Raw genomic sequence first — 13,014 nt, forward strand, 5'->3', positions numbered from 1 at the left:
TGGACGCCACTCCATTTTGAAACCATTGACAATTTTGTTAGCGCTCTTCTTTTTTAGGTTGTTGTGGTTGACGGTATCAGGTTACATCGCGTATACTTGTCGTATATTTGAGAGAGTAACGGGTACCTTGCGTTGCAGCCGGAGGGATTGTTAGTGAGTGTGGACCTCAAGGATATCATGTTGTCAAAGTTTGATTACAAAAATGATGAAGACATTGTCGGAGCAGTCCATGAAGGTGATGGGGAAGCGCTGGAGTTTCTGATCAACAAATACCGGAACTTTGTGCGGGCCAAGGCCAGATCCTACTTCCTGATTGGTGCTGATCGCGAGGATATTATTCAGGAGGGCATGATTGGTCTCTACAAATCCATTCGTGATTTTAAGGGAGACAAGCTTGCTTCGTTCAAGGCTTTCGCCGAGTTGTGCATTACACGACAGATTATTACGGCAATTAAGACGGCTACACGACAAAAGCACATTCCTCTGAACTCTTACGTGTCTCTGGACAAGCCCATCTATGATGAAGAGTCAGACCGGACGTTGCTCGATGTGATTTGCGGAACACAAGTAAGTGACCCTGAAGAGCTGATCATCAATCAGGAAGAATTTGTGGGCCTTGAGGACAAGATGTCCGAGATTCTGAGCGAACTGGAACGCAAGGTACTTATGTTGTATCTGGACGGACGTTCGTATCAGGAGATTGCAGAGGATCTTGACCGCCATGTGAAATCCATTGATAACGCGCTGCAACGGGTCAAGCGTAAACTTGAAAAGTATCTGGAAGTAAGAGATAGTTGAAAGTAGAGGCTGACAGGGAAAAAGGCTCGAGTCCGAGTCTTTTTTTATTCGTTATAGGTAGGCTATGCAGGTTTATAAGTGTTACAAATGATTTATACTAAAAAAGACGAATAATAGATATCGCCTTGATTTTTGAAGCGGCTTTTCAGAGAATAGTTTTAAAGGATGCACAGATGTTAAAATGCACCACAGTCGGGACTGCGAATTGTATGTAAACATTCGTTGACATGGAAAACCCCGTGTGATAAAGTGTTTTAGGTAGGCCTAAATTCGCGGTTTTTTTTAGGATCAATTATGAGACTTCCGGTGTTGGATGTCTTCGGGAGGTGCACATCATGCGGGTAATTATTACTTTGGCTTGTACAACATGCAAACAAAGAAATTACACAACGACGAAAAACAAGCGTAATCACCCCGACCGCATGGAGATGAAGAAATTCTGTAAGTCCTGTAACGAACAGACTTCTCATCGGGAAACCAGATAGTTTTTGGAGGTGTAGTCGGCGTGAAACGCAGTTTCAAGTCTCTGTTTTCCTTTTTCTCTGAAAGCTGGGCTGAACTCAAGAAGGTTCGCTGGCCCAATCGTAAAGAACTGACCAACTATACGCTGATTGTCATAGGGACAATTGCGTTCGTCACGATTTATTTTTGGGTTCTCGACATCGGCATTTCCGCTGTGATCGAAGCGATTATCTAGGAAGGGTTCCAGGTGGCTTGATATGGAAAAAAGATGGTACGTCGTTCATACCTATTCAGGGTATGAGAACAAAGTCAAAGCCAATTTGGAAAAACGCGTTGAGTCCATGGGCATGGAAGACAAGATATTCCGTGTTCTTGTTCCTATGGAAGAAGAACTGGTAACCAAGGACGGTAAGAAAAAAACCGTTATGCGTAAAGTCTACCCTGGTTATGTCTTAGTCGAAATGGTTCAAACCGACGACTCTTGGTATGTTGTACGCAACACACCAGGTGTTACGGGATTTGTAGGGTCAACAGGCTCGGGTTCCAAACCGACGCCATTGCTTCCAGAAGAAGTTGAACAGATTCTGAAGCATATGGGCATGGTAGAGCCGAAACCGAAGATTGAATTCGATGTTAAGGAATCCGTGCGAATTAAAGTTGGTCCTTTTGCGAATTTTGTGGGCTCCGTGGAAGAAATTTTGGTTGAGAAGAGCAAGCTTAAAGTTCACGTCAATATGTTTGGACGGGAAACCCCGCTTGAGTTGGATTATACTCAAGTGGAGAAAATATAGATTTTTCTTACAGGTTTCTTGTGGGAGGATCGATAGGTCCGTCTACCACTATTGAGTCAAGGAGGTGTCATCCATGGCAAAAAAGGTAATTAAAATGGTAAAACTGCAGATTCCTGCAGGGAAAGCTAATCCAGCGCCTCCAGTAGGTCCAGCTTTGGGTCAAGCAGGTGTCAACATCATGGCATTCTGTAAAGAGTTCAATGCTCGTACTGCTGATCAAGCAGGCCTGATTATTCCGGTTGAAATTTCGGTATTTGAGGATCGTTCTTTTACGTTCATCACCAAAACTCCACCGGCTGCTGTTCTGTTGAAAGTTGCTGCTAAAATCGAAAAAGGTTCCGGTGAACCGAATAAAACGAAAGTTGCAACTGTAAATCGCGCTGCTGTTCGTCAAATTGCAGAGCAAAAAATGCCTGACCTTAACGCAGCTTCCGTAGAATCGGCAATGCGTATGGTTGAAGGTACTGCTCGCAGCATGGGTATCACCATCGTAGATTAATTTTATTAATCTACGTGTGCCGGCAGTTTGACTGTCCGGCAAGTGTGGGAGGAATATCCGCTAATACCACATAAGGAGGAAAACATTATGGCTAAACATGGTAAGAAGTACCTGGAAGCTGCTAAGCTGATTGACAGCGAAGCAACTTACGAGCCTTTAGAAGCCGTTGAACTGGTGAAAAAGGCTGCGACTGCTAAATTCGACGAAACCGTTGAAGCTGCAGTTCGTCTGGGCGTAGATTCCCGTAAACAAGACCAGGCTGTTCGTGGTGTTGTTGTCCTGCCGCATGGTACGGGTAAAACACAACGCGTTCTGGTATTTGCAAAAGGTGACAAAGTGAAAGAAGCGGAAGCTGCTGGCGCTGATTTTGTTGGCGATCAAGATATGATCAACAAAATCCAACAAGGCTGGTTTGAATTCGACGTCTGCGTTGCGACACCTGATATGATGAGTGAGGTTGGTAAACTGGGTCGTTTGCTCGGTGGTAAAGGTTTGATGCCTAACCCTAAAGCAGGCACAGTTACTTTCGACGTTGCCAAGGCTGTTCAAGAAATTAAAGCCGGTAAAATCGAATACCGTCTCGACAAAGCCGGTCAAATTCATGCGCCAATCGGCAAAGCTTCCTTCAGTGCTGAACAGCTGAACGAGAACCTTAAAGCCTTGGTTGAAGCCTTGAACCGTGCGAAGCCAGCGGCTGCTAAAGGTGTATACCTGAAAAACATCGCTATTTCTTCGACTATGGGACCAAGTGCACGTGTGAACGCATCTGTTTACAGATAATATTTTGATTGACATGTTCAATCAAAATTGTTATTCTATAAAAGTTGTGAGTCCTTGTGACTGACCATTAAAGTTGAATATGCTTACCGTAGACAGTAGGTGCCTTAGGGCTTAATTTCCTACCGAGGTGTTATGATAGAACGTTTCATGTGACGGGCTTGTCCCGTCCATGTAGATTTATCAAGCCTTCGTACTCTACGGAGGCTTTTTTCATGCTTATGAAAGCAAGCTTTGTGAGATCACCAGATCGGGTGCTTCGAACAAAGCGGATAAATTGATCAGGAGGTGTACAGTTTGGCAAATGCAAAGGTGATTCAAGCAAAACAAGAAGCTGTTGAAGTTGTAGCTGCAAAATTACGTGAGAGCGTAACGACTGTGGTTGCAGACTATCGCGGTCTGAATGTTGCCCAAGTAACTGAGCTGCGTAAGCAGCTTCGCGAAGCCGGAATCGAATTTCAAGTGCTGAAAAACACACTGCTCCGCCGTGCAACTGCGGCAGCAGAATTGACTGAACTGGACGCAGTATTGACAGGTCCTACTGCAATCGCGTTCGGCAAAGATGATGCAGTGTCTGCAGCTAAAATCTTGAACGATTTCGCTAAGAAGAACAATGCACTGGAACTGAAAGGTGCAGTTGTAGAAGGTCGCGTTATCGGTGTTGAGGAAATCAAAGCACTGGCAGAACTGCCATCCCGCGAAGGTCTCCTTTCCATGCTCCTCAGCGTGCTTCAAGCTCCTGTGCGCAACTTCGCGCTTGCAGTTAAAGCTGTTGCAGAAAAAGAAGAGCAAAGCGCATAAGTTAGGGATTAAACCTGCTGTATAGCAGTTGAGAACAAAAAAATACGAATTTAAATGGAGGTTCAACCATGAGTAAAGAGCAAATCTTGGAAGCAATTAAAGGTATGTCCGTATTGGAACTGAACGATCTCGTGAAAGCAATCGAAGAAGAATTCGGCGTAACTGCAGCAGCTCCAGTAGCTGTAGCAGGTGGCGCAGCAGGTGGCGCAGCTGAAGCTGAGCAATCCGAGTTCGACGTAATCTTGACAAGCGCTGGCGGTTCCAAAATCAACGTTATCAAAGCAGTTCGCGAAATCACAGGTCTTGGCCTGAAAGAAGCAAAAGAACTGGTTGACAACGCTCCAAAACCACTGAAAGAAAAAATCGCTAAAGAAGAAGCTGAATCCATTAAAGCAAAATTGGAAGAAGCAGGCGCTTCTGTAGAAGTGAAATAATTGACTGCTTTCTAGCAGACAATGAACTAAAACAAACCCCTTGAGGTGATCTTCAAGGGGTTTGTTGCTGTAAAACGGTAGTGCCAGCATGTCTGAAAGGTAATTGTAAAGGCTATGATGGTAGTACAACCGAAAGAGGTGGGCATGAATGGCTGATCATTACTACTCCAAGCGGCCAGAGACGGCGCATGAAAGACGGAGCCTGGAAACAGTGCTGCGGGGGCGGTCATACCGTTTTGTCAGCGATTCAGGCGTTTTTTCGAAGCAGGGCATTGATTACGGGAGTCGCGTGCTGATTGAAGCGATGCAGCTTCCTGCACAAGCCTCGGTATTGGATGTAGGATGCGGTTACGGGCCGATTGGTTTGGCGGCGGCCGCGCTTGTCCCAGAAGGACACGTCACAATGGTTGATATTAATGAGCGAGCCGTTCAACTAGCGATAGAGAATGCGGAACGTAATGGGGTTAAGAATGTCACCATTAAGCAAAGCGATTTGTTTGCGGAAGTGAAGAATGAACGTTTTGACGTGATTTTGACGAATCCTCCTATACGTGCAGGAAAAGAAACAGTGCATACCATTTTTGAACTTGCTTATGAGCATTTAAATGAGGGTGGAGCTTTGTGGGTAGTCATTCAGAAAAAGCAGGGGGCCCCTTCGGCGAGTGCTAAGATAGAGAGTCTTTTCGGTCATGTGGAGGAAGTTACAAAGGATAAAGGCTATCGGATTTTGAAGGCCAAAAAAAGTTTTTAAGAAAATGCAATAGGACCATTGACTTGAATCCTGGTCTGTGATATCATTATAAAATGTCAGTATTAGGATGCCCTCCATGGCTTTAGTTTGTTGAAATGTCAATAGATTTATGCGTAGTAGGTATAGTGTTTATCGCTATTACGTATAATACAACCATTTTGGGCAAATCTACAAGTGATGAAGATCTTCCGGTAAGAGGATTCTGCAGATACATTGCTCTTTTTTCGAATGCATTCGAGTAAGGGCTTTTCTGTATTTGTAAGATTGAATCTTCTGTATGTGTCTTATTATAAGGTCACAAACAGAGGTTCGCAATGTATTTTTAAAGTGAGTAGACATGAGGGGTGAGTTTAAGTTGGCAGGACATCTTGTTCAATATGGTCGACGCACTCGGCGCAGTTATGCACGTATTAATGAGGTACTCGAGGTTCCGAACCTGATTGAGATCCAACAAAAATCCTATGATTGGTTTTTGGAGGAAGGATTACGGGAAATGTTTCGGGATATTTCACCAATTCAAGATTTCACTGGAAATCTGATTTTGGAGTTTATCGACTATTCTCTCGGAGAACCCAAATATACCGTTGACGACGCAAAGGAACGCGACGTTACGTATGCAGCACCGCTTCGGGTAAAAGTCCGGCTTATTAATAAAGAGACCGGGGAAGTGAAAGAGCAGGAAGTATTCATGGGAGACTTCCCGCTGATGACTGAAACGGGTACGTTTATTATTAACGGTGCGGAACGGGTTATTGTCAGCCAGTTGGTTCGCTCTCCCAGCGTCTATTTCAGCACAAAAGTCGACAAGAATGCGAAAACAACATACACCGCAACGGTAATTCCTAACCGGGGGGCTTGGCTCGAACTGGAGATGGATGCGAAGGATATTATCTATGTCCGGATTGACCGTACCCGTAAAATTCCGGTTACGGTGTTGCTGCGTGCACTTGGCTTTGGCACTGATGCTGAGATTCTGGATTTGCTCGGCAATGACGAATATATCCGCAACACACTTGATAAAGACAATACGGATTCCACGGAGAAAGCGCTGATTGAAATTTATGAGCGTCTTCGCCCGGGTGAGCCACCTACACTGGATAACGCAAAGAGCTTGCTTGTTGCACGCTTCTTTGATCCAAAACGTTATGATCTGGCCAACGTAGGCCGTTACAAAATCAATAAAAAGCTTCACATCAAAAACCGTCTGTTCAATCAACGTCTTGCTGAGACATTGATTGATACAACAACTGGTGAAATTATCGCTGAAGCAGGACAAATGGTGGATCGTCGCCTGTTGGACGAGATTTTGGCCCAACTGGAGGAATCAGTAGGACACCGCACGTATCATGTTGCTAGCGGCGTGCTGGAAAGCAATGATATTCCACTTCAAACGATTGATGTATTCTCGCCAATTGAGGACGGTAAAGTAGTAAAACTGATTGCTAACGGAAATATTGATAAATCGGTTAAGAATATTACGCCTGCCGATATTATTTCCTCCATCAGTTATTTTATTAACTTGCTTCACGGTATCGGAAGTACGGACGATATTGACCATTTGGGTAACCGTCGTTTACGTTCTGTAGGTGAGTTGCTCCAAAACCAGTTCCGTATCGGTTTATCCCGTATGGAACGCGTGGTGCGTGAAAGAATGTCGATTCAGGATGCTAATGTAATTACGCCACAAGCGTTGATTAACATACGTCCAGTAATTGCTTCGATTAAAGAGTTTTTTGGTAGCTCGCAGCTGTCACAGTTTATGGATCAGACAAACCCGCTTGCTGAATTAACGCACAAACGTCGTCTGTCCGCACTCGGACCCGGCGGTTTGACGCGTGAACGCGCAGGCATGGAAGTGCGTGACGTCCATCCAAGTCACTACGGCCGTATGTGTCCTATCGAGACACCAGAGGGACCAAACATTGGTTTGATCAACTCTTTGTCCACATTTGCACGTATCAACGAGTACGGATTTATCGAAGCTCCTTATCGTTGGGTAGATCCGAAAACCGGAAAAGTTACAGACCAGATTGATTACCTGACTGCTGATGAAGAAGATAACTACATCGTAGCTCAGGCGAACGCGGAATTGACGGAGGAAAACACCTTTAAGGATGAGGTCGTCATTGTCCGTTATAACAAACAGTCTGATAACATTATTCCAATGGCTAGTAGCCGTGTCGATTACATGGACGTATCACCTAAACAGGTCGTATCAGTTGCGACAGCACTGATTCCGTTTCTGGAGAATGATGACTCTAACCGCGCATTGATGGGTTCCAACATGCAACGTCAGGCTGTCCCACTTTTGATTCCAAAGTCTCCATTGGTCGGAACAGGAATGGAGCACAAGTCTGCAAAAGATTCTGGTGTTTGCATTGTATCCAAATACAACGGAGTTATCGAACGCTCTTCGGCTAACGAAATTTGGTTGCGTCGTATCGAAACTGTAGATGGTGCTGAAGTGAAGGGCGACATTGTTAAGTATAAATTACACAAATTCATGCGATCTAACCAAGGAACTTGCATTAACCAACGTCCGATTGTGAACAGAGGAGATATTGTCAAAGTTGGCGATATTCTTGCGGATGGTCCATCTACAGAGATGGGTGAGTTGGCGTTGGGACGTAACGTTGTCGTTGCCTTCATGACTTGGGAAGGTTACAACTACGAGGATGCGATCCTGCTGAGTGAGAAACTGGTTAAGGAGGATGTATACACCTCGATCCATATTGAGGAATACGAATCCGAGGCTCGTGACACGAAACTTGGACCTGAAGAAATCACTCGTGACATTCCAAATGTCGGTGAAGAGGCGCTTCGCAACTTGGATGAGCGTGGAATCATTCGTATTGGTGCCGAAATCGGTGCAGGTGACATTCTTGTTGGTAAAGTTACACCTAAAGGTGTGACTGAATTGACAGCTGAAGAACGTCTCTTACACGCAATCTTTGGTGAGAAGGCACGCGAGGTTCGCGATACTTCTTTGAGAGTTCCTCACGGAACAGATGGGATTGTTGTAGATGTAAAGGTGTTTACACGTGAAAATGGCGATGAACTGCCACCAGGTGTAAATCAGTTGGTTCGTGTATATATTGCTCAAAAACGTAAAATCTCCGAAGGCGATAAAATGGCTGGACGTCACGGTAACAAGGGTGTCGTTGCCCGTATTTTGCCTGAAGAAGATATGCCGTTCCTGCCGGATGGCACACCAGTACAGGTCGTTCTGAACCCGCTGGGGGTACCTTCACGGATGAACATCGGACAGGTGCTTGAAGTCCATCTGGGTATGGCTGCAATGCGTCTTGGTATTCATGTGGCAACTCCAGTATTCGATGGTGCCAAGGAGTATGACGTGTTCGATACAATGGAAGAGGCAGGCATGCAGCGTAATGGTAAGACTGTGTTGTATGACGGACGTACGGGTGATCGTTTTGAACGTGAAGTTACTGTCGGTGTCATGCACATGATCAAACTGGCGCACATGGTCGATGATAAAATCCATGCTCGTTCTACAGGTCCTTACTCTCTCGTTACGCAGCAACCATTGGGTGGTAAAGCTCAATTCGGTGGACAGCGCTTCGGGGAGATGGAAGTATGGGCATTGGAAGCCTACGGCGCGGCGTACACGCTTCAGGAAATTTTGACTGTGAAATCCGATGATGTGGTTGGACGTGTTAAAACTTACGAATCCATTGTCAAAGGTGAAAATGTACCTGAACCGGGTGTTCCAGAATCATTTAAGGTCTTGATCAAAGAGCTGCAAAGCTTGGGTATGGACGTGAAGATTCTGTCTGAAGACGAACAAGAGATCGAAATGAGAGAGCTTGATGATGAGGATGACACAAGCGGCGATAAGCTGAGTTTGAATCTGGAAGGCTCTGAGGTTGGCGTAGAGTAGTTTGACTGCTAACTGACTCATATCAGCTTTGTTATATACCTTGATCCATTCTAGGATGGATCAGGTTTCTTGATACCGCCCGGTGCTGCTGGGCGGTATCAAACCTAAAAACTCAGGATTTGGTTAAGGAGGGTTGCTCCTTGTTGGACGTTAACAATTTCGAATATATGAAAATCGGGCTTGCTTCCCCCGAAAAGATTCGTTCTTGGTCCCGCGGAGAAGTCAAAAAACCGGAGACGATTAACTATCGTACGCTTAAACCGGAAAAAGAAGGACTATTTTGCGAGAAAATTTTCGGACCTACGAAAGACTGGGAATGTCATTGCGGTAAGTACAAACGTGTACGCTATAAAGGTGTTGTCTGTGACCGTTGTGGAGTAGAAGTTACTCGCGCTAAGGTTCGCCGTGAGCGTATGGGCCATATTGAGTTGGCTGCTCCTGTATCGCACATTTGGTACTTCAAAGGCATTCCAAGTCGTATGGGTCTTGCTCTTGATATGTCTCCAAGATCTCTGGAAGAGATCATTTACTTCGCATCTTATGTTGTAACCGATCCAGGAGATACGCCTTTGGAGAAAAAACAACTCCTGTCCGAAAAAGAATACCGTAGCTACCGTGAGAAATACGGCTATGGCTTCCAGGCAGGTATGGGTGCTGAAGCGGTTAAAAAGCTTCTTCAAGATTTGGATATAGACAAAGAGTTAGAATTTTTGAAAGAAGAGCTGCGTACAGCTCAAGGACAACGCCGTAACCGTGCGATCAAACGCCTTGAAGTTATTGAGGCCTTCCGTAACTCAGGCAACCAACCGGATTGGATGATCATGGACGTACTTCCTGTTATTCCTCCTGAGCTTCGTCCAATGGTACAGTTGGATGGTGGTCGTTTCGCTACCTCTGACCTTAACGACTTGTATCGTCGTGTTATTAACCGTAATAACCGTCTGAAACGTCTGTTAGATCTAGGTGCGCCAGATATTATCGTACAAAATGAAAAACGGATGTTGCAGGAAGCTGTTGACGCCTTGATTGATAATGGTCGTCGTGGTCGTCCTGTTACAGGTCCAGGTAACCGTCCTTTGAAATCCCTCAGCCACATGCTGAAAGGTAAACAAGGACGTTTCCGTCAAAACTTGCTCGGAAAACGTGTTGACTACTCTGGTCGTTCCGTTATCGTTGTAGGTCCGTACTTGAAAATGTATCAATGCGGTTTGCCAAAAGAAATGGCGTTGGAACTGTTCAAACCTTTTGTTATGAAAGAACTGGTGAACAAAGGTTTGGCGCACAATATCAAGAGCGCGAAACGTAAAGTAGAGCGTGTGAGTGCAGAAGTATGGGATGTGCTGGAAGAAGTAATCAAGGAGCATCCGGTTCTTCTGAACCGTGCCCCTACGTTGCATAGACTCGGTATCCAGGCGTTCGAACCGATTTTGGTTGAAGGTCGTGCGATTCGTCTGCATCCGCTCGTATGTACTGCATATAATGCCGACTTTGACGGTGACCAAATGGCTGTTCACGTTCCGTTGTCTGCGGAAGCCCAAGCTGAAGCTCGTTTGCTTATGCTAGCATCCGGCAACATTTTGAATCCGAAAGACGGCAAGCCAGTTGTTACACCTTCCCAGGATATGGTTCTTGGTTCTTTCTATCTGACTATGGATAACAAAGAAGAAGAAGGAAGTAATATGATCCTTCGCAACATGAATGAAGCTATATCGGCTTACCAACGTGGTACAGCTGGACTTCATGCTCGTGTAGCTATTCCGGTTAAAGCTTTGAATAAAACGAGCTTTACGGAAAAACAACAGGAAGCGATGTTGATCACAACGGTTGGTAAAATTATCTTTAATGAAATTTTCCCGGCAAGCTTCCCGTACATCAATGATGCTACCCGTGCGAACCTGCTTTATGGTACTGCGGAGGAGTTCTTTGTTTACGAGAAGGGTGTAAATCTTACAGAAGCCATTCAAAACGCTCCGCAAGCTAGCGGGGTAGGCAAGGATTACCTTGGTAATATCATTGCCCGTTGTTTTGAGACTTACCATACAACAGAAACAGCTGTAATTCTGGATAAAATCAAGCAGCTTGGCTTTACGTATTCCACTCGTGCAGGGGTAACGGTTGCTGTATCGGACGTAATCGTGCCGGTGGAAAAACAAGAGATTCTTAAGGGATCCGAAGACAAAGCGCAAGTTGTAACGAATCAGTACCGTCGTGGTCTGATTACGAATGAAGAACGCTATGACCGGATTATCGATATTTGGTCTAAAGCGAAAGATGATATTACTGAAGTATTGATGAAGTCCATGGATCGCTACAACTCCATCATGATGATGGTGGACTCCAAAGCGCGGGGTAACAAATCACAGATTACTCAGCTCGGCGGTATGCGTGGTTTGATGGCGAATCCATCCGGACGTATTATCGAACTCCCAATCAAATCAAACTTCCGTGAAGGTCTGACAGTACTCGAGTACTTCATCTCCACTCACGGAGCGCGTAAAGGTTTGGCGGATACTGCCCTTCGTACGGCTGACTCGGGTTACCTGACTCGTCGTCTCGTAGATGTCGCACAGGATGTTATCGTGCGTGAAGAAGACTGCGGAACGGATAAAGGCTTCACAGTAAGTCGTATCCAGGATGGTAAAGAAGTAATTGAAGATCTCTATGACCGTCTGGAAGGTCGCTATTGCTTTGAAACGGTACGTCATCCTGAGACTGGCGAGATTTTGGCTAGACGTAACGAATTGATTGACTCCGACAAAGCTGAAGCGATTGTTAAAGCTGGCGTACACAAAGTTCAAATACGTTCTGTATTAAGTTGCCGTGCTAAACATGGCGTCTGCAAGAAATGTTACGGTCGCAATCTGGCGACTGGTAAACACGTTGAGATTGGTGAAGCAGTTGGTATCATCGCTGCACAATCCATCGGTGAGCCGGGAACACAGCTTACTATGCGTACGTTCCACACAGGCGGCGTAGCGGGTGACGATATTACACAAGGTTTGCCTCGTATCCAGGAGCTTTTTGAAGCGCGTAATCCTAAAGGTCAGGCAACGATTAGTGAAATTGACGGTACAGTTAAAGAAGTTCGTGAAGGTAAAGACCGCCGTGAGATCGACATTCAGGGTGAAGCTGAAACGAAAACATACTCAGTAACGTATGGTTCCCGCCTGCGCGTAAGCGAAGGTATGACTGTTGAAGCTGGGGACGAACTGACGGATGGTTCAATTGATCCTAAAGAAATGCTGCGTATTAAAGGTATTCGCGGGGTACAGAACTATATCCTTCAGGAAGTTCAACGCGTATACCGGAACCAGGGCGTAGAAATCAACGACAAGCACGTAGAAGTTATGATTCGTCAAATGTTGCGTAAAATCCGTATCATTGATGCGGGCGACACAATCTTACTTCCAGGCTCCTTTGTTGATGTCCATGAGTATGAAAATGCGAACAAGATAGCGATTCTCAGCGGCCAAGAACCAGCGGTAGCTAAGCCAGTACTGCTCGGTATTACCAAGGCATCTCTGGAAACTGACTCCTTCTTGTCAGCAGCATCCTTCCAGGAAACTACTCGTGTCCTGACTGATGCAGCTATTAAAGGCAAGGTTGATCAGCTGCTTGGACTGAAAGAGAACGTAATTATTGGTAAATTGATTCCTGCGGGAACAGGCATGAACCGTTACCGTAGCGTGAAATTTGCCCAGCCGGAAGAGGGGCAGTCTCCATCTGAGGAGCTCGAACCAATTTCGGCAGAGTAATACAAAAATAGTATGATTACCGGAACACCGCTGACATAAGCTTTG

At 45.4% G+C, this 13,014-nt stretch carries 11 protein-coding genes and 1 other annotated feature; all 11 genes read left to right on the plus strand.

Features of this window, described 5'->3' with window-relative positions:
* Window positions 1-153: 153 nt before the first annotated feature.
* Window positions 154-798 (plus strand): RNA polymerase sporulation sigma factor SigH, encoded by a 645-nt coding sequence (gene sigH, locus ACEN8J_RS00110; protein WP_016324748.1) that lies wholly within the window; start codon window positions 154-156, stop codon window positions 796-798.
* A gap of 335 nt (window positions 799-1,133) precedes the next feature.
* Window positions 1,134-1,283 (plus strand): 50S ribosomal protein L33, encoded by a 150-nt coding sequence (gene rpmG / locus ACEN8J_RS00115; RefSeq protein ID WP_023990562.1) that lies wholly within the window; start codon window positions 1,134-1,136, stop codon window positions 1,281-1,283.
* 20 nt (window positions 1,284-1,303) lie between these two features.
* A complete protein-coding gene (gene secE, locus ACEN8J_RS00120) occupies window positions 1,304-1,495 on the plus strand; it encodes a preprotein translocase subunit SecE (protein WP_013312170.1) in 192 nt (63 codons plus the stop codon).
* 22 nt (window positions 1,496-1,517) lie between these two features.
* Complete coding sequence (gene nusG, locus ACEN8J_RS00125) at window positions 1,518-2,051, plus strand: transcription termination/antitermination protein NusG (protein ID WP_007432596.1); 534 nt, start codon at window positions 1,518-1,520, stop codon at window positions 2,049-2,051.
* A 73-nt stretch (window positions 2,052-2,124) separates the two neighbouring features.
* Window positions 2,125-2,550, plus strand: coding sequence for a 50S ribosomal protein L11 (rplK, locus tag ACEN8J_RS00130; protein WP_007432595.1), 426 nt, complete (start codon window positions 2,125-2,127; stop codon window positions 2,548-2,550).
* An 87-nt stretch (window positions 2,551-2,637) separates the two neighbouring features.
* Window positions 2,638-3,330, plus strand: a complete 693-nt coding sequence (rplA, locus tag ACEN8J_RS00135; RefSeq protein ID WP_013312169.1) for a 50S ribosomal protein L1 — start codon at window positions 2,638-2,640, stop codon at window positions 3,328-3,330.
* 68 nt (window positions 3,331-3,398) lie between these two features.
* Window positions 3,399-3,550 (plus strand) — a sequence feature (ribosomal protein L10 leader region).
* Window positions 3,551-3,624: 74 nt separating this feature from the next.
* A complete protein-coding gene (gene rplJ, locus ACEN8J_RS00140; RefSeq protein ID WP_013312168.1) occupies window positions 3,625-4,128 on the plus strand; it encodes a 50S ribosomal protein L10 in 504 nt (167 codons plus the stop codon).
* Between the two features lie 68 nt (window positions 4,129-4,196).
* A complete protein-coding gene (gene rplL, locus ACEN8J_RS00145) occupies window positions 4,197-4,562 on the plus strand; it encodes a 50S ribosomal protein L7/L12 (protein ID WP_029514495.1) in 366 nt (121 codons plus the stop codon).
* A 148-nt stretch (window positions 4,563-4,710) separates the two neighbouring features.
* Window positions 4,711-5,313: a class I SAM-dependent methyltransferase gene (locus ACEN8J_RS00150; protein ID WP_039274943.1), complete on the plus strand. Its 603-nt coding sequence runs from the start codon at window positions 4,711-4,713 to the stop codon at window positions 5,311-5,313.
* 355 nt (window positions 5,314-5,668) lie between these two features.
* On the plus strand, window positions 5,669-9,214 hold the full coding sequence (rpoB, locus tag ACEN8J_RS00155; RefSeq protein WP_029514493.1) for a DNA-directed RNA polymerase subunit beta: 3,546 nt from the start codon (window positions 5,669-5,671) through the stop codon (window positions 9,212-9,214).
* Between the two features lie 140 nt (window positions 9,215-9,354).
* Window positions 9,355-12,969, plus strand: a complete 3,615-nt coding sequence (rpoC, locus tag ACEN8J_RS00160) for a DNA-directed RNA polymerase subunit beta' (protein WP_029514492.1) — start codon at window positions 9,355-9,357, stop codon at window positions 12,967-12,969.
* The last annotated feature ends 45 nt before the right edge of the window (window positions 12,970-13,014 follow it).

Source organism: Paenibacillus sp. Paensp38 (assembly GCF_059491915.1).

Excerpts from the sequence above, each read along its gene's own strand:
- rpmG (WP_023990562.1), top strand. The coding sequence starts at position 1,134 with ATGCGGGTAATTATTACTTTGGCTTGTACAACATGCAAACAAAGAAAT.
- nusG (WP_007432596.1), top strand. The coding sequence starts at position 1,518 with ATGGAAAAAAGATGGTACGTCGTTCATACCTATTCAGGGTATGAGAAC.
- rplK (WP_007432595.1), top strand. The coding sequence starts at position 2,125 with ATGGCAAAAAAGGTAATTAAAATGGTAAAACTGCAGATTCCTGCAGGG.
- rplA (WP_013312169.1), top strand. The coding sequence starts at position 2,638 with ATGGCTAAACATGGTAAGAAGTACCTGGAAGCTGCTAAGCTGATTGAC.
- rplL (WP_029514495.1), top strand. The coding sequence starts at position 4,197 with ATGAGTAAAGAGCAAATCTTGGAAGCAATTAAAGGTATGTCCGTATTG.
- ACEN8J_RS00150 (WP_039274943.1), top strand. The coding sequence starts at position 4,711 with ATGGCTGATCATTACTACTCCAAGCGGCCAGAGACGGCGCATGAAAGA.